21 protein-coding genes are annotated in these 21,661 nt (G+C 54.1%); 8 read left to right on the top strand and 13 right to left on the bottom strand.

The window, feature by feature from the left end; translation table 11 throughout:
• Nucleotides 1-364: 364 nt before the first annotated feature.
• Nucleotides 365-1,621: an OprD family porin gene (locus LU684_RS02730; protein ID WP_442964195.1), complete on the bottom strand. Its 1,257-nt coding sequence runs from the start codon at nt 1,619-1,621 to the stop codon at nt 365-367.
• 288 nt (nt 1,622-1,909) lie between these two features.
• Here LU684_RS02730 and LU684_RS02725 point away from each other — a divergent pair, with 288 nt between their 5' ends.
• The 5 genes from LU684_RS02725 (at nt 1,910) to LU684_RS02705 (ending at nt 8,019) form a co-directional block, all read left to right on the top strand.
• Nucleotides 1,910-2,848 carry a LysR family transcriptional regulator gene (locus tag LU684_RS02725; RefSeq protein ID WP_232894116.1) on the top strand — a complete coding sequence of 313 codons (939 nt, stop codon included), beginning with the start codon at nt 1,910-1,912 and terminating at the stop codon, nt 2,846-2,848.
• 194 nt (nt 2,849-3,042) lie between these two features.
• Nucleotides 3,043-4,470 (top strand): amino acid permease, encoded by a 1,428-nt coding sequence (locus tag LU684_RS02720; protein ID WP_442964192.1) that lies wholly within the window; start codon nt 3,043-3,045, stop codon nt 4,468-4,470.
• 15 nt (nt 4,471-4,485) lie between these two features.
• The gene (locus tag LU684_RS02715; protein WP_232894114.1) at nt 4,486-5,694 is read left to right on the top strand and encodes an amino acid aminotransferase; all 1,209 of its coding nucleotides are present in this window, start codon (nt 4,486-4,488) and stop codon (nt 5,692-5,694) included.
• A 30-nt stretch (nt 5,695-5,724) separates the two neighbouring features.
• Nucleotides 5,725-6,522, top strand: coding sequence for a coniferyl-alcohol dehydrogenase (locus tag LU684_RS02710; RefSeq protein ID WP_232894113.1), 798 nt, complete (start codon nt 5,725-5,727; stop codon nt 6,520-6,522).
• A 117-nt stretch (nt 6,523-6,639) separates the two neighbouring features.
• Entirely contained in the window at nt 6,640-8,019 is a 1,380-nt protein-coding gene (locus LU684_RS02705) for an aldehyde dehydrogenase family protein (protein ID WP_232894112.1), read from the top strand.
• Nucleotides 8,020-8,093: 74 nt separating this feature from the next.
• Here the strand turns inward: LU684_RS02705 and LU684_RS02700 are convergent, their stop codons facing one another.
• The 6 genes from LU684_RS02700 to LU684_RS02675 form a co-directional block, all read right to left on the bottom strand.
• Complete coding sequence (locus LU684_RS02700; RefSeq protein ID WP_232894111.1) at nt 8,094-8,945, bottom strand: hypothetical protein; 852 nt, start codon at nt 8,943-8,945, stop codon at nt 8,094-8,096.
• Nucleotides 8,946-9,662: 717 nt separating this feature from the next.
• On the bottom strand, nt 9,663-11,081 hold the full coding sequence (locus tag LU684_RS02695) for an aldehyde dehydrogenase family protein (protein WP_232894110.1): 1,419 nt from the start codon (nt 11,079-11,081) through the stop codon (nt 9,663-9,665).
• Nucleotides 11,078-12,751 carry a thiamine pyrophosphate-dependent enzyme gene (locus tag LU684_RS02690; protein ID WP_232894109.1) on the bottom strand — a complete coding sequence of 558 codons (1,674 nt, stop codon included), beginning with the start codon at nt 12,749-12,751 and terminating at the stop codon, nt 11,078-11,080. Before LU684_RS02690 ends, LU684_RS02695 begins: the two co-directional genes overlap by 4 nt.
• A 176-nt stretch (nt 12,752-12,927) precedes the next feature.
• Nucleotides 12,928-13,386, bottom strand: coding sequence for a MarR family transcriptional regulator (locus tag LU684_RS02685; RefSeq protein ID WP_232894108.1), 459 nt, complete (start codon nt 13,384-13,386; stop codon nt 12,928-12,930).
• A gap of 102 nt (nt 13,387-13,488) precedes the next feature.
• Nucleotides 13,489-14,700 carry an NAD(P)/FAD-dependent oxidoreductase gene (locus LU684_RS02680; protein WP_232894107.1) on the bottom strand — a complete coding sequence of 404 codons (1,212 nt, stop codon included), beginning with the start codon at nt 14,698-14,700 and terminating at the stop codon, nt 13,489-13,491.
• A 3-nt stretch (nt 14,701-14,703) separates the two neighbouring features.
• A complete protein-coding gene (locus LU684_RS02675; RefSeq protein ID WP_232894106.1) occupies nt 14,704-15,114 on the bottom strand; it encodes a hypothetical protein in 411 nt (136 codons plus the stop codon).
• Here LU684_RS02675 and LU684_RS02670 point away from each other — a divergent pair.
• Nucleotides 15,113-15,304 carry a hypothetical protein gene (locus LU684_RS02670; protein WP_232894105.1) on the top strand — a complete coding sequence of 64 codons (192 nt, stop codon included), beginning with the start codon at nt 15,113-15,115 and terminating at the stop codon, nt 15,302-15,304. The genes LU684_RS02675 and LU684_RS02670 overlap by 2 nt on opposite strands.
• Here LU684_RS02670 and LU684_RS02665 read toward each other — a convergent pair.
• Genes LU684_RS02665 through LU684_RS02655 form a run of 3 tightly spaced genes read right to left on the bottom strand, consistent with a single transcriptional unit; the run spans nt 15,301 to nt 18,012 of the window.
• On the bottom strand, nt 15,301-15,849 hold the full coding sequence (locus LU684_RS02665) for a 3-phenylpropionate/cinnamic acid dioxygenase subunit beta (RefSeq protein ID WP_232894104.1): 549 nt from the start codon (nt 15,847-15,849) through the stop codon (nt 15,301-15,303). The genes LU684_RS02670 and LU684_RS02665 overlap by 4 nt on opposite strands.
• On the bottom strand, nt 15,846-16,643 hold the full coding sequence (locus LU684_RS02660; protein WP_232894103.1) for an SDR family NAD(P)-dependent oxidoreductase: 798 nt from the start codon (nt 16,641-16,643) through the stop codon (nt 15,846-15,848). Before LU684_RS02660 ends, LU684_RS02665 begins: the two co-directional genes overlap by 4 nt.
• Before the next feature lies 1 nt (nt 16,644).
• A complete protein-coding gene (locus tag LU684_RS02655) occupies nt 16,645-18,012 on the bottom strand; it encodes an aromatic ring-hydroxylating oxygenase subunit alpha (protein ID WP_232894102.1) in 1,368 nt (455 codons plus the stop codon).
• A 603-nt stretch (nt 18,013-18,615) separates the two neighbouring features.
• On the opposite strand from LU684_RS02655, the gene LU684_RS02650 reads away from it, so the two are divergent.
• Both LU684_RS02650 and hpaR read left to right on the top strand, forming a co-directional pair.
• A complete protein-coding gene (locus LU684_RS02650; protein ID WP_232894101.1) occupies nt 18,616-18,936 on the top strand; it encodes a 2Fe-2S iron-sulfur cluster-binding protein in 321 nt (106 codons plus the stop codon).
• Nucleotides 18,937-19,092: 156 nt separating this feature from the next.
• Complete coding sequence (gene hpaR, locus LU684_RS02645) at nt 19,093-19,533, top strand: homoprotocatechuate degradation operon regulator HpaR (protein WP_232894100.1); 441 nt, start codon at nt 19,093-19,095, stop codon at nt 19,531-19,533.
• Nucleotides 19,534-19,568: 35 nt separating this feature from the next.
• Here hpaR and hpaI read toward each other — a convergent pair whose 3' ends face one another.
• Genes hpaI through LU684_RS02630 form a run of 3 tightly spaced genes read right to left on the bottom strand, consistent with a single transcriptional unit; the run spans nt 19,569 to nt 21,636 of the window.
• Entirely contained in the window at nt 19,569-20,363 is a 795-nt protein-coding gene (gene hpaI, locus LU684_RS02640) for a 4-hydroxy-2-oxoheptanedioate aldolase (RefSeq protein WP_232894099.1), read from the bottom strand.
• An 18-nt stretch (nt 20,364-20,381) separates the two neighbouring features.
• Nucleotides 20,382-21,185 (bottom strand): 2-oxo-hept-4-ene-1,7-dioate hydratase, encoded by an 804-nt coding sequence (gene hpaH / locus LU684_RS02635; protein ID WP_232894098.1) that lies wholly within the window; start codon nt 21,183-21,185, stop codon nt 20,382-20,384.
• A 40-nt stretch (nt 21,186-21,225) separates the two neighbouring features.
• Nucleotides 21,226-21,636, bottom strand: a complete 411-nt coding sequence (locus LU684_RS02630) for a 5-carboxymethyl-2-hydroxymuconate Delta-isomerase (RefSeq protein WP_232894097.1) — start codon at nt 21,634-21,636, stop codon at nt 21,226-21,228.
• Between the last annotated feature and the right edge of the window lie 25 nt (nt 21,637-21,661).

The raw sequence follows: 21,661 nt of genomic DNA, 5'->3' as shown, positions 1-21,661 counted from the left end.
CTACGGCTGCCCCCACGGAGCCTGTTCACAAAGCGGCTGTGAAAGGAGATCTCTGGGCTAGGTCGTTGATCCGCTACCAGGCGATGCAGGGCTGAAAACCAAGATTTAGAAGCAGCCTACCGAGGTCGATGGCCAAGTGACCAGCCTGAGAGGCAACTGGTCGACGCACCCTGGATAACCTGAAATGGCTCTGAAATCATCTCGCCTCGCCTCAAAGAGATGGTTGACCTGTAGTTATTGAAGGTCAGCAGCTTAGAGAGCCGCTGCTGACCCATCGGCATTTCTTCCCGCAGGCTTGCCTGATGGTGAACAAGGCCGATACATGCTTTTTTCAAGAGCAATATTTCATGCGCTGGATCCCGACTCACCAAAGTTTGATAGTATAGCCGATGACGACGCGCGTCTCGTTTACGTCATTGGTGAGACCGTTTCCTGACCTTAGAATGGCATTACGAAGCTTAAGGCTGACGTCTTTAAATGGGCCGTTTTGAACAACGTATGTGATATCGCTGTCTCGCTCGCGCTCCACGCCATTATCTACACGGGTGGTGCGAACGTTTTTACCGTCCACATATTTCGTCATGAAGGTCAAACCTGGTATGCCCAAGGCTGCGAAGTTGTAGTCGTACCTGACTTGCCAGGCGTCGGTATCTGCCTTCGTGAAGATGTTGACCATGGAAAGGTTGTACGAATAGGGGTCATGACCAGGGAAAGGGAAATCTCCATCGCCGGACAGATTCTGATAGCCCACGCCGAACTTATGTCCGCCCTTGGATAGCGTGATCATGCCGTTGAAGAAGCGGTTGTCGATGTTTCCATTGTCGACTCGACTTGCGCTGGAGAGCTTCGAGGCCCCGGTGTTGTTGCTGTCGAACCATCGCAGATCGGTGCGCAGCGCATAGCCGTCTCCCAGTGCTATGTCATGTACTGCGCCTACAAAGTTCTGCTTGTAGATATCCTCCATCTGCGCGTAGTAGTAGCTGAGCTTCAAGCTGTCTGTGACAGAATACGTGCCCCCGGCGAGGTTGAGCGCTCCGCTTTTCTCATTTTGGTAGCCGATGTCGTCGTTGCCAGAGGAGTCTCGGAGGTTCTGTTCTTTGATGCGGCCTACGTTAAGGGTCAGCTTGTCGATATCCTGGCTTGTGAGGAGCGCGCCCTCAAATGTGGACGGTAAGAGGCGGACGTCGTTGTAGGAAACGACCGGAAGCAGAGGTTGGAGGCTGCCCAGCCTTAGGACAGATTTCCCAGCTTTAATCTTGGCCGTCAGCCCTAATTTCGAGAACTCATCAGCCGGCTCACCATTGCTGTCAGATGGAAACATACCTGTGCCGTGTTTGGCCTGCGATGAGTCCAGCCGCAAGCCGACCTCGCCTAAGGCGTCAACACCAAATCCAATTGGGCCTTCTGTGAACCCGGATTCGTAGCGCAGCCAAAATCCTTGCCCCCATTCCGCAGCACGGCTTTGGGTAGCTCCGTGTTGGCGGAAATCTCGATCCATATACATGTTTCTCAAGTCTAGGGACGCATGACTGTCCCCGAGAAAGTCGGCTTGCGCGTGGGTGGCGCATGCAGTGACGCAGCAGAACACGGCCACGGACGGGCTGAAGAGACGCTGGGGCATGGTAGGGCCTTTTGTTGTTTTTGTTGTGGATGGCAGATTGTTAACATGTAACCGAATTTCGTTGCAAGGGTTACCTGATAAAATATCATCCATGGCGTTGACGCTCCCTAGATTGAGGGGTTTTCTACCCTTGACGGAGAGCGACAAGGGAGATTATAACGTTAACATGTTCCCTAGATTGGCTAGGGTTCGTGGCATCGTGGCGGATTACTGAAGCCCCTTTGAGTCCCTGAGTGGTACCGAGAAATGGGCGGCGAAGGTGAGGCGTAGCTGCACCAGGAGGGCGAGATGAAGCATGCATTGGCGTCTTTAAGCGTTGCGCAATTGCGTGTGCTTTCTGTAATCCTGGATCTCAAGAATCTAAGCAAGGCAGCATTGGTCGTCGGAAGCACTCAATCGTTGCTGAGTCGGCATCTTGCGAGCTTTCGTGAGGCATTCAGCGATCAATTGTTAGTGCGGCAGGGGCGGGAATACATCCTTACCGATCGAGCCTTAGATCTTGTCGACCCTATTAAATTCGTACTCCAAGAGCTTGAACGTATCGGAGCATCTCCTAATTTCGACCCTCTCGAGTGCAAACGAAGGTTCACGATAGCGGCAACCGATTATGTGGCGCGACAGTTGCTTCCTGATTTAATGATGGAGTTATCTCGCGTTGCGCCTGGTGTATCTATTGAATATGTAACGTGGGAAAGAAATAGGTTTGATTGGCTGGCAACGGGTAAGGTCGATGTTGCTGCCACCATGATTAATGATGCTCCGCCTGATTTTCACGGAAGAATGTTTGGAGAGGATGCACCGGTGTGCTGTATGCGTGCAGGGCATCCCTTGGCGGACGTTGATGTCATAGATGAAACGAATTTTTTAGAGTGGCCACATATCAGAATTAGTGGTGGCGGAGATAAGGACTCTTTCGTTGATAACTTCCTTGATGGAAAGAATCTTCATCGAGAAATTGCGTTGGTAGTGCCGTTCTATTTTGCTGCCCTGAGCGTGGTCGAGAAAAGTAATTCACTCCTGACTATACCTTGGCATATAGCCAAAAATTATCTACGTAACGGCTCTTATTGCTGGAAGCCTTTGAGCTTTGTCGAGCAGAGGTTTAGATATTGGGTTATCTGGCACAGCCGATTTCACGGTTCCCCAGAACAGCAGTGGTTTCGAGGCTTAGTACATCGCTATTGCGAAAAGCTTTTTGTAGGGGAGGGTGTTGTTCCGGCGGCCTAAGTGGGCATTCCGGATTTGCATGGTAGGTATTCGTTTTCTGTGATGTCGGGTCGGAAGTGTGCCTGATAGGCTCGTCCGAAGGTGGCTTTCTAGGCCTCCGAACAATAAATCCAAATAGCCAAATTAATCTGCCATAAATTCTTTGTCATCAGCTTTTATTTGTGATGACGAAACAAGAATTAGAGAGAGGAATAATGAGCAGAACAGAGAATAATGAAGCCGCCATGCGTCGTAAGCTCTCCAGTCGCCACATCCAAATGATTGGCCTTGGAGGGGCAATTGGAACCGGGTTGTTTTTGGGTAGTGCTGGTATTTTGAAGTCTGCTGGCCCTGCAGCAATTTTAGGTTTCGCCATCGCTGGTCTTGTCGCATTTTGGATAATGCGTCAACTAGGTGAGATGCTCGTTGATGAGCCGGTTTCTTCTTCGTTGAGTCACTTTGCAAACAAATATTGTGGAAGTTTTTACGGGTATCTTTCAGGTTGGAACTGTGCGGCAATGTACATTCTGGTCGGTATGGCAGAATTGACGGCGGTCGGAAAGTACATAAATTATTGGTATCCAGATATCCCATTGTGGGTGTCTGCTGCGGTATTTTTCCTTCTCATCAATTTGGTTAACCTGCTTAATGTACGAGTCTTTGGTGAGATGGAGTTTTTGTTCTCGCTGATCAAGGTTTTCGCTATTTTGATGATGATCGGGTTTGGGATTTATATACTCGTAGCCGACGTTGAGCCAACCGCTACCGTTAGCAACCTCTGGTCACACGGTGGGCTGATGCCAAACGGCTTTGTAGGGCTACTGATGGCGTTGCCATTCATCATGTTTGCATTCGGCGGCTTGGAGATGGTCGGCTTCACAGCTGGCGAGGCGAAGAACCCTGAGTTAACGATTCCACGAGCAGTCAACCAGGTGCTGCTCAGAATCGCTATTTTCTACATCGGCGCATTTCTTGTGCTCTTGTCTCTGACACCTTGGGATGAGCTTGTTCAATCCCTAAATAGTGCCGGTGATCCCTACAGTGCTAGTCCATTTGTGCGTTCGCTTAATATGCTGGGCAGTGACTATGCAGCAAATCTTTTGAATTTTGTAGTTTTGATTGCTGCCCTGTCTGTCTATAATGGCGTTGTTTATTGCAGTACTCGCCAAATTCATGGGCTTGCTTTACAAGGGAAAGCCTCGCCTAAGCTGCTCAAACTAAACTCCAACGATATCCCTATCAACGCTCTGGGAGTGACGGCAGCCATTACCATAATCACGGTAGCTATCAATTTCGCATACCCCCACGGTACATTCGAAATGCTGATGGCTCTCGCTGTTGCTGCGAACATCATTAACTGGGTTCTCATCAGTGTTACTCACCTAGTATTCCGTCGCAAGCTCGCCAAAACTCAGAGGAAAACTGTCTTTGCTTCACCGCTTTATCCTGTTACCAATTATCTGTGCATTTTCTTCTTGCTCGGGATTTTGGTGATCATGTCGACCATGCCAAGTGTAAGCATGTCGGTTTGGATATGTCCGGTGTGGATAGCAATTCTTTATCTTTGCTACAAACGTAACGCACGCCGTAAACGTTTGGTCGCAGCGGGCGTCGATGCTAGCCTAATTAATAAAGAAGCATGAGAGAGGGTGAGTCTAATGCTGAACAACGTTGAAGAATATGCCGGTGACTCCATCCTCTCGCTTATGGAGGGTTACAAGAACGATAGCCGTGCGGACAAGGTTAACCTCAGTATAGGTTTCTACTATGACGAGGACGGCGTCGTACCTGGTCTTCGCGTGATCAAGGAGCTCATCCGCTCGTCACCCGCATATGGGGCAGAGGCCTGTCTATATCTGCCCATGGAGGGTGATGCGGCATTTCGTAGAGGTGTTGAAGGACATCTGTTCAGGAATGTTTCTCCAGAATTGGTGAAAAGAGTGGCGACGGTGCAAACGGTCGGTGGATCGGGTGCGCTTCGTATCGGTGCAGACTTCTTGAAGCGCTATTTCCCTGATTCTGATGTATGGGTTAGTGATCCGACCTGGGACAACCACTTGGCAATTTTTGGAGGGGCCGGCTTCAACGCACACCGTTACCCCTATTTGAATGCCAAGCGTGACGGTGTCGATTTCGCGTCAATGAGCGCCGTTCTTCGGGATCTACCTGAACACAGCGTCGTGCTGCTTCACGCGTGCTGTCACAACCCCACCGGTGTTGATCTGACAGCGGGGGAGTGGGGCGAAGTTTTCAAAATCTGCAAGGATAAAAAGCTCATCCCGTTCCTGGATGCCGCCTATGTCGGTTTCGGTGAAAGCGTCGATGATGATCTCGCCGGGATCACTGCGCTGGCTGAATCTGGTATCACGGGCGTGGTGAGTAACTCCTTCTCAAAAGTTTTCTCCCTCTATGGTGAGCGAGTTGGTTCGCTTTCCATAATTTGCGAGGAAGAGGGCATCGCGGCACGAGTGCTCGGTCAACTGCAGTCGACGATTCGGCGTAGCTACTCGACGCCGCCCCGCTTCGGATCGATGCTGGTCGCCAAAGTGCTCAGTGATCTCGAGCTTCGATCGAAATGGGAGCTTGAGGTTGAGGATATGCGCCTACGGATGGTCAAGATGCGAGAGGCTCTTCAAGCCGAGCTCCAGCACTTGGCATCTCATCATGACTGGGGCTACCTGACCCTTCAGAAAGGGATGTTCAGCTATACCGGATTGACTGCTGAGGCGGTCAATCAGCTGCAAAACGATTATGCAATCTACATGGTGCGCAGTGGCCGTATGTGCATCGCAGGATTGAATGATCGGAACTTTAAATTGGTGGCTGCTGCAATTGCGAGCGTGTCGGCTCGCATCGCTGCTCTGTAGTGCTTTGTCTCAATGTGAATAGGAGGTTTCATGTCTAATAATAATTTTTCTGGCAAGGTGATCGTCGTAACGGGTGCATCCTCTGGTATTGGCCAGCGAACTGCTCAAATGCTGATTGAGCAAGGGGCACAAGTGATCGCTTTGGATCGCAACGAGCCATCCTATTCGGTCTACAAATTTGTGAAAGTCGACCTGGCAGATCCGACATCCATCGATCAAGCGCTGGATGCAATTTCTGATCAGAAACTGGATGGCTTGTGCAACATTGCTGGCCTTCCAGGGACAGGTGACATGAAGACCCTCTGGCGGGTCAACTACCTCGCAGTTTGTCGACTGACTGAGGGGCTGAAATCTCGGCTCGTCTCGGGTGCGAGTATTGTCAATCTCGCGAGTATGGCTGGCTCTCTGTGGAAGGAGCGCGAGCAACTGCTGTGGGATCTTTCTCAGATCAAAGATTGGAATAATGCCGAGGCTCGCATCGAATCTGAGCCTACCATGCTTGATCAGCCTTATCGCAAGTTCAAGGAAGCCCTGATTGTCTGGTCGATGGCGCACGCTCATGAATACAAAATGAAGCAGGGCGTTCGGATCAACTGCGTAAGCCCGGGCCCAGTCGAAACCCCTATCCTGGGTGACTTCCGCATCTCCCTTGGTCAGCAGAACGTGGATGACATCATTGAGCGCACTGGGCGTGCTGGTACCCCGGAGGATATCGCGCCGGTGATCCTCTTCCTGCTGAGTGATGCATCCCGCTGGATCGTGGGTATGGATATCAAGACAGACGGTGGCCTGACCTCGTCTCGGTTCGTGACCCAGATGACTCAGTGATCCTATTCGCTGGAATCATGGCCTTTGCGTCGTAAGCGGAGTTCATACTCCGCTTTTTCACTTTAAAAAATAAGTCTCTCACCTACAGCGTGATTGACTTGATGAACTGGTGAGAACATGTTCAAAGCTATCGCTAATCCAAACCAGCAAACGTTCTTCCGTCTCAACCCTGTGACCTCAGAGAAAGCTAGTGAAGCAAGCGCGCTGAGCGTAGAGCAGGTTAGCGAGATGATTGGAGAAGCAGATGCAGCCTTCCGCGACTGGTCTCTCACTGCTCCCGCCGTGAAGCGAGACATCATGCTCCGTGCGGCGGAACTGCTGATGGAGCGTAGCGCGCAGCTGGCTGATTGCATGGTCGCCGAGACAGGTACATCCCGCGCCTGGGCCGAGTTCAACGTCAAAGGCTCGGTGAACATTCTGAAAGAGGCAGCTGGCCTGGCTACCCACATCAAAGGAGAGACTATTCCTTCGAATGCGCCGGCGACTATCACAATGACCCTTCGAGTTCCGGCTGGGGTCTGTGTTGGTATTGCGCCTTGGAATGCTCCTCTGCTGTTGGGGCTCCGTGCGGTGGTCGTTCCAATCGTTTGCGGCAACACGGCCATCCTGAAGGCTTCTGAGCAGTGCCCGGCGGTTCATTACATGATCGGTGAGTTACTTGCGGACGCAGGCCTGCCCAAAGGCGTGTTGCACGTTGTCACCCATGAAGCTAAAGATGCGGCTCAAATCGTTGAAACGCTGGTAGCACACCCAGCAGTGAAACGCGTCAACTTCACCGGTTCAACTAAGGTCGGTCGAATCATCGGCGAGCTCGCAGGCAAGCACCTTAAGCCAGCCTTGCTCGAGCTCGGTGGAAAAGCGCCTTTTGTTGTGCTCAAGGATGCTGACATTGTGGCAGCCGCGAAAGCAGCAGTGTTCGGAGCGTTCATGAATCATGGGCAAATCTGCATGTCGACAGAGCGACTGATCGTTGATGAGTCCGTCGCTGATGCGTTTTCTGAGGAGCTAGGTCGTCAAGTCGCAGCGCTGAAAGCGGATGGTGGTCTCATCGGTGTTGGCTCTGCCGACCATGTCGAGGCTCTGGTCAAAGATGCTACGAGTAAGGGTGCCAAGCTGGTTTCGTCGTTCACAAGAGATGGAGTGACTATCGAACCTGTGGTGCTCGATCACGTGACTACCGAAATGCGTGTTTACGCTGAAGAGTCATTTGGCCCAGTAGCCCCGATCGTTCGCGTGCGTTCCGCTGAGGAAGCCATCCGTGTGGCAAATGACACAGAGTACGGGTTGGCAGCAGCCGTATTTGGTAAGGATCTCGAGCAAACCTTGCGAGTGGCGCAAGCGATCGAGTGCGGTATCTGTAACGTAAACGGCGCGACGGTGAAAAGTGATTCGCACGTTCCGTTTGGGGGTGTGAAGGCCAGTGGCTTTGGTCGCTTCGGCGGTACTGCAGTGATCAATGAGTTCACTGATCTCAAGACGGTCAACATTCAAATCTGACGTTCGGTAAGGCAGGGGGTGACGCTAGCATGGCACCCCTGGCTTCCAATTAGCCGACGGCTTTTTCGGGCTGATTATTCGAGCTCGATCAAGGGCCCATAGGTGATTATGTCGGTCAAGCGAAGTGCCTTTCTCGCTGCCGTTTTGGCGCCCTCCAAGTCTTCCCCTCGTTGGATGTCGATAAGCATCACACGATCATCTGTGTCAGACGAGGCATCTGCCAAAAGCCTTGCCCAATAGGGTCTTGCCGCCGCCACCTCACATTCGAGCACGGAGCCGAAGGCTTGTCCCGGGTTTCCCCCATCTTGCACCCGCGTGAGTGCGACCACCATGGCTTCGCTAGCTTCTCTTTCAGTGTCCACGGAGCGTGCAATAGCGGCTGGTATTTTGTCGCGGGCTTCTTCTGCAAGCCTGTAGCGTTCAATGGCGAATGTTGAAATTTCAGATCCGAGATTCAGGCGCTGTTCTCGCCGCTTGGCTTGTAATGCCTCCACCGTGACATTCACCTTTTCGGTGAAGGCCGCTTGATTGGATGCTCGCGCTGCCCGTCGGAGTTGTGCAACGAGCTGGCCAATGTCATCAACTAGGGAAACCATGAACCAGTAAGGTCTTTCCGTCCCTTGTTGGGCCAAGGCGGTAGCTACAAACGGCCACACCTCCTGCGCTGTCAGGTTTTCCCTGTTGAGCAATCTCAGCAACTGTGCGGGGCCAAGCAAGCACAGATCCAATAAGAACGCCTCTGGAGGAAGATCCAGATTGCCCCCATCAAGTCGTCCGTTTGCGAGACCTACGAATGCGGCGAATTGGTCGGGAATTTCACCAAAGGCCCGACGTAGGTGATGCGGCTCTATCGGTAGGGCGTTCGGATCACCAGGGCGTACTACATTGAAGCCTTGGCCTGCTGGATTGCTACGCTGGAACCTCACCGGAGCAGCTCTCTGCAAGGTTCCTAGAAGCAGTGCAATCACGATGCTGATTGGCGTCAGGCACGCCAACGGTAAGGAATGACAGTTTGGGCACGGGCGCCCTGAGCAGGTCTCTCACTTCATGAAGAATCTGTCGAGCGCTCTTGAACTGAGTCGGTGACAGCATCATCACTTCCTCGCCTCGAATCTGAACGATCAGCGCTGCTAGCGCCTGTTCAGCTGCGGTACCTACCAGACCGATCGCGGGCGCGTATCGCGAGTGCTCCTCGCGCAGGCTTCCCCTGCTTGGTACCCCGAGCCCGATCAATGCGAGTGCCAAGGATTCCTGTGCAGCTTCTAACATCCGTACAGCACTTTTACGAAGAGCTCTTGGCATGTGCCATCCCTTGTCGTTTTTGGAGTGATGGTTCGTGTGAGTCGAGCCTAAGTCTAATTGTGAGTGTTGGACTGAATCGCTGGCTGAGGGCAATAAGGTTAGAAAATTCTGGCGGCCCAAATGAACCGAGCCACCGAAATACTCTGATGGGGTCGTCAGTTGCTGAGGTAGGTAGGTCGAGGGGGCGGGTCGGGTAAGTTGAGACAAGTCCAAAAAAGCCAGCCCTTTGCATCAAGGTGTCACCGGCTAGGGCTGGTGAGGAAAGTGTCGCCTGCGGGCGTGAAGCGGGGGCATTACCGGAGGATGTTCACTCCGGCAATGGAGGGGAGGAGGGTGCGCTCTCAGCCGCCCTGGATGGATCGGAAGACCAGCAGATCTTCGATGCCAAACTTGCCGTTCTCACGACCGAAGCCAGAATCTTTCCATCCGCCAAATGGAGTCGCCAGGTTTTGAGGCGCACCATTGATGATGACCTGGCCAGTCTGCAGCTGCTCGGCCACTTTGTTCGCTCGATTCAAGTCGCGCGACCAAACTGCACCGGAGAGACCGTACTTGGTGGAGTTGGCGATTTCGATCGCTTCTTCCTCGGTGTCATATGGCAGCAGACAAACCACTGGGCCGAAGACTTCTTGCTGAGCGATCTCGCATGCGGCATCGACGTTGCTCACAATGGTAGGAGCAACAAAGTAGCCTTTCTCGAAGCCGACAACGGGCAGCTCACCTGCAGAGCGAACGTCGGCGCCGGCATCCAGGGCGGTCTGTAGCATGCGTTGTACGTGGCGGAACTGCTTTTCGTTGGCAACAGGGCCCAGTCGAGTGTCCGGCTGGCAAGGATCACCAAGCTTCCATTGCTTGGCTTCGCTCAGGTAGCGCTCGGTGATTTCACCAACGAGTTTACGTGGAGCAATGATCCGCGACTGGCTGACGCAGGTCTGGCCGGAGTTGGCCAGCGACATGCGCACGATGTGAGGCATGGCTGCATCGAGGTCGGCATCTTCCAGGACTACCGCTGCCGACTTACCGCCGAGCTCAAGCGTCAGGCGCTTAAGGCTTTCAGCCGCCTTTACCATGATTGCCTTGCCAACGGGCGAGGAGCCCGTGAAGCTCACATGGTTGATGTCAGCATGAGTGACAAGGTACTCACCGACGTCGGCGCCGCCCCAGACCATGTTGAACACACCTGCCGGCAGCGAAGTCTCGGCTACGCATTCGGCAAAGATCTCAGCAACACCAGGGCTCACTTCGCTGGGCTTGAGCACTACTGAGCAACCAGCAGCGATCCCTGCGGCAACCTTGGCCACAATTTGATGCAGTGGGAAGTTCCATGGTGTCAGAGCTGCTACAACGCCTGCACCTACGCGCTGAATACGGCCATTACCGATGGTCTCTTCCCAACTGATCTGGTCAATGCCTTCGATCGCGAGCTCAATGCCTTTGGTCGCCATACCGAGCTGCATGCTCTGCCCAAGGAATTTCGGGCAGCCAATCTCTAGGGCCAAAGCTTCGGCAATGTCTTCGTTGCGAGCCGAGAGTGCAATCGCAAGCTCGGAGAGCGCTTTTTTCCGATCCGAATGCGAACTCTTGCTCCAAGTACGGTGACCCTGCTTCGCGCTCGAAATGGCAACATCGACGTCTGCCAGCGAGGAGAAAGTAACTCGACCCACCACGCGACCGAGGACAGGGGAGACCACGTCGTAGCCGGTGTTGCCGGAGCAGCGCGAAGCGCTGCCCTGGCTGAAGAACTTGTTGTATTCGATCATGAGAATACGGCCTTCAGGGGGTTGGCTGGAGTATTAGGGGCAACGACACCACCGAGCGGCTGCAGGCGCAGCAGGTGCCATGGGCTTGGCATCACCCCAACTTTTACTTCGATCATCAGTGGGCCGTCTTTGGTAATCGACTCGCTGACTGCTTTGCCGAGATCTTCCGGGTTGTCTACCGAAACGAAGTCCACGCCAAAGGACTGTGCTAACAGTCCGAAGTCAGGGTTGGCCAGCTCTACCGCTACTTCAGCGCCGAACTGACGCTTCTGGATAGCGCGAACGTTGCCGTAGTGGCCATCGTTGAAGACGATCAGGGTGATAGGCAGGTTGTAGCGGTTGGCGGTCGCCAGTTCCTGGAGGTTCCAGCCGAAGCCGCCGTCACCGGTAATCGATACAACGCGACGGCCATCGCCACCCACTGCAGCGCCCAAGGCAACTGGGAAACCGTAGCCCAGAGTGCCTTGATAGCCTGGGCCAATGTAGGTGCGAGGCTCATATACCGGGAAAGCAATACGTGCCAGGTAACCAATCTGAGTCAGTTCGTTGACGAAGATTGCATCATCAGGCATCGCGTTGCGCAGCTGAGCGACATAGCTGGCCTGCGGTTGAATTTCCTCAATCTGTTGCGAGGCCCAGTCTTTCACAGACAGGGCTTGCTCATTGGTCAGGGCCTTACGCGCTTTGACCAGGTTGGCGATCGCAGGAGCTACATCGCCCACATCAGCTTCGATGGCGACGCTTGGGGTGCGAGGAGCGGTCATGTCATCAGCGTCGATGTTGACGAAGATGAACTTGGCTTTCTCCATTGGCCAGGAAGTGTCGGGGCTCAGCACGTCCATGAAGCGGCTGCCCAGCACAACCACCAAGTCCGTATATTCGAATACAGCACGGCCAGCAAGCGAGTTCATTGCGAGAGGGTGACGATCGCTGATGGCGCCACGACCATTGTCGCTCATGACCACTGGGGCGCCGATTTTCTCAGCCAGGGCCAAGATACCTTCGCGCGAAGCGGTGGACAGCGATCCGCCACCTGCATAGATCACTGGCAGCTTGGCCTCGTTGATCAGTGCAACGGCATCGTTGATCAGCGTCTGATCCAGCTTGGCGACAGCCAGGGTTGGTACCGCTGGTGCTACCTCAGGCATGTCGTAGCTTTCTTGAAGGAAGTCGTGCGGGACTTCGACGCCGACTGGGCGAGGGCGGCCTTGGTTGATCTGCGCGAACGCCTCGTCCAGAGCACCTGGGATATCTTCGCCTTTTTGAACAAGGGTGTTCCATTTGGTCAAGCCAGCAACGAAGCCTGTCTGATCTTTGATCTCGTGGAGCAGGCCGTAGCCTTTGCCGATACCTTTAGAGCAGATCTGTCCGGTCAGGAACATGACCTTAGAGTTGGAGGCATAAGCGGTCGAGAGGCCTGCGCCTGCGTTGAGAGCGCCTGGGCCTGGTACGACCATAGCGGTGCCAACTTTGCCGGAGGCACGGAAGTAACCATCTGCCATGTAGGTCGTGGTTTGCTCGTGGCGGGGAACGAACAGCTTCACCTCGCCATCCTTCTGGCGCAGAGCGTCTACAGCCCAGTCGAGCTGAATGCCAGGGATCATGAAGAGATCTTTGATGCCGTTACGAATCAGACTTTCCGTAAAGATCATTCCACCCGTTTTTTTCATTGCAAGGCACTCTCTAAGTATCGATTGTTTTTAAGATTGCGAATTTTATGGAGGCGCATGCGCAGTCTCCATTTTTAGCTCTTAGAGGCCTGGTGGGTATGTTAAATGCTTAGTCGCTCTGGGTAAGAGCGACATGGTCGCATGTTTAGCTCACGGAAAGCACAGCGAAGCATAAACTACCCTGGTTGGCGTCTAATTTTTTCCAGGTCTTTCAAAAGCTCTAGCAGCAGTTCGGCTTTCTTACGGCCATATCGCTCGAACAAATCGTCATAAATCGCTTGTGTCGCATCCGCCGCGCGTTGGGCTACTTTGCGCCCCTCAGCCGTCAACGAAACGGTATAAGCGCGCATATCAACCTGAGATTTTTGCTTCTCCATCCATCCCAGATCGCTTAGAGCCGAAACAATACGCGCCATGCTGACTTTGTGAATGCAGCTCAGTCGGCACAAGTCAGCGAATGGAATCTCCTCATACTCAAACGAAATGCGCATTACTCGCCATTGTTGCTCGGTGACGTTCAGCTCCTGCAAAATTGGCGAGAAGTTTGAAACCACCGCGTCTCTGGCGCGCAGACACGCAAGGGCTAAAGAGTGCTCGGCGTATCGAAAGTCCAGATTCTGATCTGTGGGTGACATGCTTTTATCCTGGTTTTCAAGTCATTTTACTGGTCGTCTGAGGACGTCCCTGTGCTGAATCGTACCGCAGCAGAAAAGTCAAGAAAACCAAGATGTCAGCGTTTATGAGAAGATTATTTTCAAATCTTGGCTGCTGTCAGACAGCTGCCCTTTTTTCGCCACGGCAGTGCCAACGTATTTTTTGGCCAGCATGAACGCGCGTGGATCACTGATCGAATCGACGGCTCGCAGTACTTCGCCCTTGAAGTACCAGAAGCTTGCGCTTGAGCCATCCGGGGTGATCCGGGATACCACATGGTCGTGATCAAAGCTCAGGCCTGCGATTTGCATCTTGTAGCTGTATTGGTCAGACCAGAACCATGGCTTTGGAGCATAAGTGCCAGCGAGGCCCACGATGTCACGGGCGGTCGTGTCGGCTTGCTCCAGAGCGTTCTGAACCGACTCCAGTCGAATGGTTCTGCCGTGGAAGTCAAAGCTTGTGCAGTCACCAATCGCATAGATGGAGTCGACGGAAGTACGGCACTGTGGATCGACTTTGATAGCTTCCAGCGACAGCTCAACACCAGCAGCGCTAGCGAGTTCGGCGTTTGGAATGATGCCGATGCCAACTACCAAGACATCTGCCGGGAGCTCTTCCCCGGATTTGAGCAGAACGCCGGATACAGCCCCGTCCTGCACGTTGTATCGCGCAACCTCAGCGCCTTCGAAAATCCGCACACCACGCTTGCAGTGGAAATGACGAACAAAATTCGAGGTTTCCTGGCAGGCCACGCGCTGGAGAATTCGCTCGGCTCGTTCAAGTACTACCACCTCGACATCAGATGCGCGTGAGACTGCAGCGATTTCCAGCCCGATGTAGCCACCGCCGATGATCACCATGCGCTTTCCAGGCTGCAGGTAGCTGTTCAGCGCATCCGCATCCTTCAAGTCACGGAATGTATAGACGTTCTTCAGGCCTTCGCTTGGAAGCCCCGGCAAGGGGCGTGCACGCGAACCCGTTGCGAAGACAAGCTTGTCGTAGGGGAACGCCTGGCCACCCTGAGTGATGACCTCTTTGCGCTGAGTATCGACGCTCTCGACCTTGAGATTGAGATGGACGTCGATTTTTTCCTCATCGTAGCTGTTCGCCGGCCGGATGAAGAGGTCATCGATCGGTGCGAGCCCATTAAGGTATTTTTTCGAGAGAGGTGGCCTCTGATAGGGGTGAACCGCCTCCTCACCAATTATAGCAACCTCACCTTGAAAGCCATGCTCTCTAAGGCGGAATGCGCAAGTTGCTGCGGCTTGGCCTGCTCCGACAATCACAACTTTCATTTCTTATACTCCGGGCAGCAAGTAGCTATCGTCAAATTCACCAAACATGACTTTGGCGCGAATCTCTCCAACGTATCCAATTTCTAGGAAGCTTGATCCAGATTTTTCGCCGGATTCAAGAGACTCTGCGATTTCCTCAGCAAATATGCCTGCAGTTTCCCGGTCGATTTCCCATTCAAGATGAAGTTCTGGGGTTCGATGGAGGATCAGACCGCGCGTCTTGTGGTCTCCGACCAGTTTGATGGTGACATCGTGAGTGGCCGATGTGACAAAGGCGAGCTCTTTGATATCTACATCGCGTGGGTTGACCGAAAGTGCGTAGAAGAATTCTTGAAGCTGCGAAACATCGCTGCGCTCCCCTACAATTAGCAGCAATGGGTGAAAGTCGCTCGGCATATAGTGGAAGCGCAGCATGGCTTTAGATCTCTTCTTGGATTACGTGTTCGACGATGTCCTGGCTGTGAATAAGCTCTCGGCCATTGGGGTCTTCAACTTCCACCCACTGCCCATCGCCCATGTTCTCAACGCAGACGACGTGGCGACCGCCTTTGATGACAAGTTTGTCGCCTGGTTTGATTTCGTAGAGATTGATCATAGTCTTTAGAAGAACGCCGTGAGGTTTTTAACGAGCAGGACGTTTTGGTCGAGGATGATTTCTCGCTCAAGTACACGCCAGCCATCTTCGGTCTCAACAAGGGTGTCGTACCGCTTGCCGACCATGGTGTTCACCTCGTATTCCACCCGGTTGAGGTAAACCATGAAGCGGCAGCTGGTCTTCACCGTCCGCAGGCCATTTTCATCCTTGCTCTGCTCAAGAACACGGACGTTGGTGATCAGGTGAGAAATCCGTGACAGCGGTTCCTCGGCATAGTGAACACCGGTCAGGATCTGCTCGACACGCTTGGTGAGCGTCCACTTACCTTCGTCAAACCAGCTGATGTCGGAGCCCAGCTTGGTGTTCTCTTTGTCGGCGTGCTGGCCGAACTTGACGTTGCGGCGCATTGGCATGAAGTACTTGATGTCTTCGTGGAGAAGGTCGAGCCACTCATTGTAGCGGCGCTCGTCCATGAGATCGGCTTCGTAATAGAAGAAGCTAGCGATCTCTGGAGTGATATCCAGATGCTCGGTCAGGAATTCTTTTGTGCTCATGAGTGTTTACCCAATGGAATAGAGGAGCCTTGGTGAGCGAAACAGCCCACATCGATGATGGTGCCGCTGATTGCTTGGGCATCATCAGAAATGAGGAAACGGATGGCTGCCATCATGTCCTCGCCAGTAATCGCGCGGCCTGCCACAGACCCTACGAAATTGGTTGGGAATGCAGCACCTGCCTCTTCGAGCCGGCCTCGAGTCATGCCGGCATCGATACCGCCGCCACCAGGAATGACCATGTTCACGCGGATTTTTTGCGAGAAGTGATCAAGAGCTAGGGCGGCGTTCAGGGCAACCAGGCCACCCTTGCTTGCGGAGTAAGCAGCCATGTTGGGCTTCCCCCAGCCTGCGCCGGAACCCACATTGACAATGCTTCCGCCGCCTTGGCTTACCATGTGTGGGATGGCTGCTCGAGCCATCAGGAACGGGCCGCGCAGATTGACTGCGAGGATCTTGTCCCAAAGCTCTGGAGCCGTATCCAGCACTGTACCCAGTGGGCCAATCGCGGCGTTGTTCACCACGGCATCGATACGCCCATAGGCTTCGAGAGTCGTGTTAATGACACGATCAACATCGGCCTCAAGTGTGACGTCAGCCTCCAGCGCGATGAGAGGAAGCTCTTCGGCCTGAGCGTCTTGGTTCATTGCGTTGATGGTATTGGTCGCAATGCTGCCTGCCTGCTTTTGGCCAATGCCAAAGGCCACTACTTGGTAGCCCGACCTGGCGAGGCCCATGGCAACGCCATGGCCCAGGCCGAAAGTGCCACCAGCAACGATGACTACTTTGCTCATCTCACTCGCTCCGATTCTGGAAGCGAGGATCATGCTCGCCGCTGAGTACGCTCCAGTCGTTTTCCAGGATGTAATCCTGCCAGCGGAGATAGAAACCGCGTGCCATGTGCTCGGTGACGGAGGTGCTCACGTCGCCTTTGATGCGAAGGCCGTTCACAATCGGGTCGGTGGTGTTCTTGTTAAGCGACTGCTGGTAGTTGAACGGGTAGCGCTTGGAAATGGTGCCGCCGCAGGCTTTCGTGGCGTACAGCCAGTTTTCCATGTCGTCCTGCTCGGTCATGCCGGCAGGGCCCGAATAACGCATGTAGTAGTGGCGCAGGAAGTCCTTAACCTTTTCTGGCGCGTCGGCGTCCACGAGGAAGAAGCGCCATCCTTCGGTTTCATTCGGGCTGTGCGGATGCCACACGCAGAGGCTGCGCGGCTGGGTGCCATGGAAAGAAGTGTTCGGGAAGATCGTGCCTACGAATGGGCGCAGACGGTAGGCGTCGCCCTTGGCAGCTTTGCGCTTGTTGAAGTTGTCACGGAAGTACTGCTCAATTTCCGGGTCATTCTTGAACTGCTCAACATACTCTTGGCCTTCAGGCTGAACAGCCGAGTGGACTCCATGACCGTGAGGGAAGCTGACCCACACGTGCTTGGAGAACTCGAGTTCGTTGTCGCGGCGACCTTTCACCCCCTGCTCAGCCGATGGGCCGATGCCGATCAGGTCAACAGAACGGTGGCTTGGGTTGTGGTAGGTGTCGCCAAGGAAGTTTTCAGCGGCATATTTCCAGTTGGCAGGGAAGATCCATTTATGGACACCCACGACCTCCGAGCCGCCTGGACGACCATCGCGGTGATCCAGGGCGAGATCCAGGTGGGTAGCTGCATCGCCCAGGTAGTCCATGAACTCGGGTGCTTCCGGATCCCACGTAGCCCAGACAGTACCCTTGTAGATTGCCAGTTTGGCGACTTCAATCAGCGACCAGTCTGCTTTATCGAAACAATCGCCGTAGATGTCCTTCGCCATTGGCACGCCACGCAATTGGCCATCCGTGGAGAATGTCCAGCTGTGGTAAGGACAGGTGAACAGCGAGGTGTTGCCGGACTCGTAGCGGCACACCTTCATGCCACGATGGCGGCAGGAGTTCAGGAATACATGGACTTTTGAGGCCTTGTCGCGAACCAGCAGAACCGACTCCTCACCCATTCTGGAGGAGAAGAAATCGCCCGAATTCGGGATTTGGCTTTCGTGACCAACAAACAGCCAGGCGCGAGCAAAAACCGTTTCCAGTTCTTTTTTGTAGATCTCTGCATCAGAGAAAATCTTACGATCGATAACGCCGTTTTCGACGTCAACAAATTTTCCTGTTGAAGCGATGATGTTCATTTGTCATGCCTATCGTGGATGAAATATTTAGGCTTTGCTCGACCGGTTGCTGATGTGTCAGGCAGCCACGCAACGACCACACCCTTAGCGCAATGCTGGGTGTTCGAAACGTCGATCAATCAAAAGCACAGGGCTTAGCTTGATGGCTTTTCTGGGCGGATGACTCCGGTAGCAGAAAGGCAGTGGCGCCGGCTGGCGTGGTGACCAGCGGTTCGGGGGGTGTCAGACAAACGCAACGGTTCATGGCAGTCCTTCCTGATTTTTAGGTCAGGATCTTGTTTTTTTTGGTTCTGCTCGCCGGCTCACTCGATAGAGCAGGTAAGGCTTGATTTCGAGGCTATTCCTGCAAAAGCTAAAAGTCAACATGTTAACTATATTGTCCTTTGCATCTGTACTGCCTTTAGCCATTGCATGGCTGCCAATAAATAGCCTCTACGCCTTGCATTCAATGGTCTTGCGGTGGTTTATGGATAGCGTCTTTGGCGCGCTTTGGAAAGGGGGCGGGACAAAAAATAGGTGACAAATGGAGGGGAAAGGGGGTTGCCAGAGCTTCATGAATAGCGTTTACTTGGTTAACATGTTAACCGTGCAGGGGCACAGAAAATGACAAAAATTACATTCATTCAGCCTGATGGGATTGAAAAGCAGGTTGATGCCGCTGATGGTCACTCGCTGATGGACGCAGCTATCAGAAATGGTGTGAAGGGCATGGAGGCCGAGTGCGGCGGAGCCTGCTCCTGTGCAACCTGCCACTGTTACATCGAGGAGCCGTGGTTCGAAAAGGTTGGCCCTGCGGAGGGTGACGAAGAGGGCATGTTGGAGTTCGCCTTTGAGGCCAAGGGAAACTCCAGGCTCGGCTGCCAGGTGAAGGTAAGTTCCAATCTGGACGGCTTGGTTGTTCGACTGCCCACCAGCCAGGGCTGAGTCTTCGTAGTCTAGCCATCGACCCAAGGTTATGAATGGGCCTGAATCAAACGGTAGTGCTCTGCCGAAGATTCAGGCCCATCGATGTTTTGGGCTTATCGCATGGCCCTTTATGCGCCTCGCTGGAGGCGCTGGCATGCTTCCCTATGGATTCAAATGTCTAACGCAACCTATCGAGTTTCCTTAACGCTTGCCTTGCTTCAGGCACGGGCTTCAGCGATGAGCTTTTCCCGGCCCGTACTCAATGAACATGGCGTTACCAGTCAGCAGTGGCGGGTGATCCGTGTGCTGCGTCAGAACGGACATACTGAGATTTATCGCCTGGCAGAGCTGGCTTGTATTCTCAAGCCGAGTTTGACCGGGGTTCTCAAGCGAATGGAAGCCCAAGGATTGGTGAGCCGACAGCGCTCCGAAATCGATCAGCGATGCGTGTTGGTGAGTCTATCCAGTCGGGGGCAGGCACTCTATGGGCTGGTCGAGCATGACATCAGTTGCTGTTACGACCGACTTGAGATGGGATTGGGCAGGGATAGCCTGCGTGATCTGTTGGACTTGTTGGATGAGCTCAAGGAAATCAGCCCCATCAACCAAGATTGAGGGGCTGCAGAGTGGGAAGCTTGTAGCAGGGGGGGTTAGTACACGCCTCCGCTACTCTGATCTGGAAGCTGAGTATCCTTGAAGCGTGCCGCGAGTGTTTGGAGGCCGCGCATTAAGACAGTAGTGTCCACTCCTACAGCGACGAACGTGGCGCCAAGCTCGAGATATCGACGAGCAAGTGTCTCATCCGCGCTGAGAATGCCAGCGGCTTTCCCTGCCTTGCAGATTCGAACGATCGCATCTTCGATTGCCGCCTGAACCTCTGGGTGGCCAGGGTTGCCACGATAGCCCATCGCTGCAGACAAGTCGGCAGGGCCGATGAAGACGCCGTCCACACCCTCGACCGCAGCGATCGCATCCAGATTATCGAGACCTTCACGGTTCTCAATTTGCACCAGAAGGCAGATCTCTTCGTCCGCCTTATTCAGGTAGTCCGGAAGAGTGTTCCAGCGAGAGGCGCGGGCAAGGGCGCTGCCAACCCCCCGGATTCCAGATGGAGGATAAGTGACGGAGCGCACCAGGTGCTGTGCTTGTTCTGCTGTCTCGACCATTGGAACCAGCAACGTTTGAGCCCCGATATCCAAGACCTGCTTGATCAGTGCGGTGTCGCCAACGACTGGACGAATTACGGGTTGTGAGGGGTAGGGGGCTACCGACTGCAACTGGCTAAGCAGTGAGCGGATGTCGTTTGGTGCGTGTTCTCCATCCAGCAGGAGCCAGTCGAAACCCGCATTGGCAGCCAGTTCCGCGCAATAGGCATCTGCAAGTCCGAGCCAAAGACCAATTTGTGGCTCGCCGGATTTCAGGCGTGCCTTGAATGAGTTTTTCATTGCTAGTAGCTCCTGCAATTAAACGAAGCGGCAGGCAATGCTGCCCAGCATGTCGTAGTCCACGTGGAAAGTGTCTCCTGGGCGTGCCGCGACAGGTCGAGTGAACGAGCCGCCGAGAATGATTTGGCCTGGTTCAAGCGTAACGTCGTATGGGGCCAGTTTGTTGGCGAGCCAAGCCACTCCCTTGGCGGGATGGTTCAAAACTGCTGCGCTAACACCGGATTCTTCAATCACCCCATTCCGGTAAAGGACGGCTGGAACCTTGCGCAGGTCAATATCGGTCGGACGAACAGGGCGACCGCCCATAACCACGCCGGCGTTTGCCGCGTTGTCGGAGATGGTGTCGAATACCTTGCGAGTAGTCTGCGTCTGTGGGTCGACCTGTTGGATCCGTGCGTCAATGATTTCCAGTGCTGGAATCACCCATTCGGTGGCCTCAAGAACATCGAACACGGTGCAGTTCGGGCCTTTGAGAGGCTTGCCCAGGATGAAGGCGAGCTCGACTTCTACGCGGGGTACGATGAAGCGGTTGAAGGGAATGTCTGTTCCTTCGTCGAAAAGCATGTCATCGAGCAGCGCGCCGTAATCGGGCTCGGTAATGTTCGAGGAAACTTGCATGGCTCGAGATGTCAGGCCGATCTTGTGTCCTACCAGCTTACGTCCAGCTGCAATCTTTTTGGCAACCCAGGCTCGTTGGATGGCGTAGGCGTCTTCGATGGTGATCGCAGGCTGGTCAATAGAGAACTGACGCACCTGTTCACGAGTGCGTTCAGCCTGGTCGAGTCGCTCAGCGGCCTGCTGGATGAAGGTGTTATCAAGCATGATTGTGTCTCTTTAAAAGATGAGCAGCGCGCGGCAGGTGTCAGGCCGGGCGATTGAATAGGGGGTGCAGGGTGCTGTGCTTGGCATCGAACACTTGCTGGGTGCTTTCGTCGATTTGCAGGGTGATGCCGATCGGGCGCTCTTGCAGCACCCGGTCTAGGCGGTTTTTCAGTACCTGCAGCAAACAGTCACCGACGCTCTTGTGTACCGTCTTGCTGCGGCCACTCCCCATACGCAAGTTCGCATACAGGAAGCCATAGTCACCGCTGCCGTCAGCCACCGCGCAGTGGGCTGCGGGATAGGCCAGCACGCGGGTGCCGCCGATGGGGAAAACGGCCTTTCCGGTATCGTCGCGCTGTTCGAGCATGCAGTCCGCCAGGGCGCGGCACAGGCCAGAAATGTCGGCGTCGTTTTCCAGATCGGGCGTGTAGAGCAGAACCAGGTGGGGCATGACGTAGATCCTCGTCAGGGAGGCA

It is taken from the genome of Pseudomonas sp. NMI542_15 (assembly GCF_021283425.1).
Lineage (GTDB): Bacteria > Pseudomonadota > Gammaproteobacteria > Pseudomonadales > Pseudomonadaceae > Aquipseudomonas > Aquipseudomonas fortuita.
The sequence above is the reverse complement of the archived record's forward strand: the minus strand, read 5'-3'. Positions and strand labels throughout refer to the sequence as shown.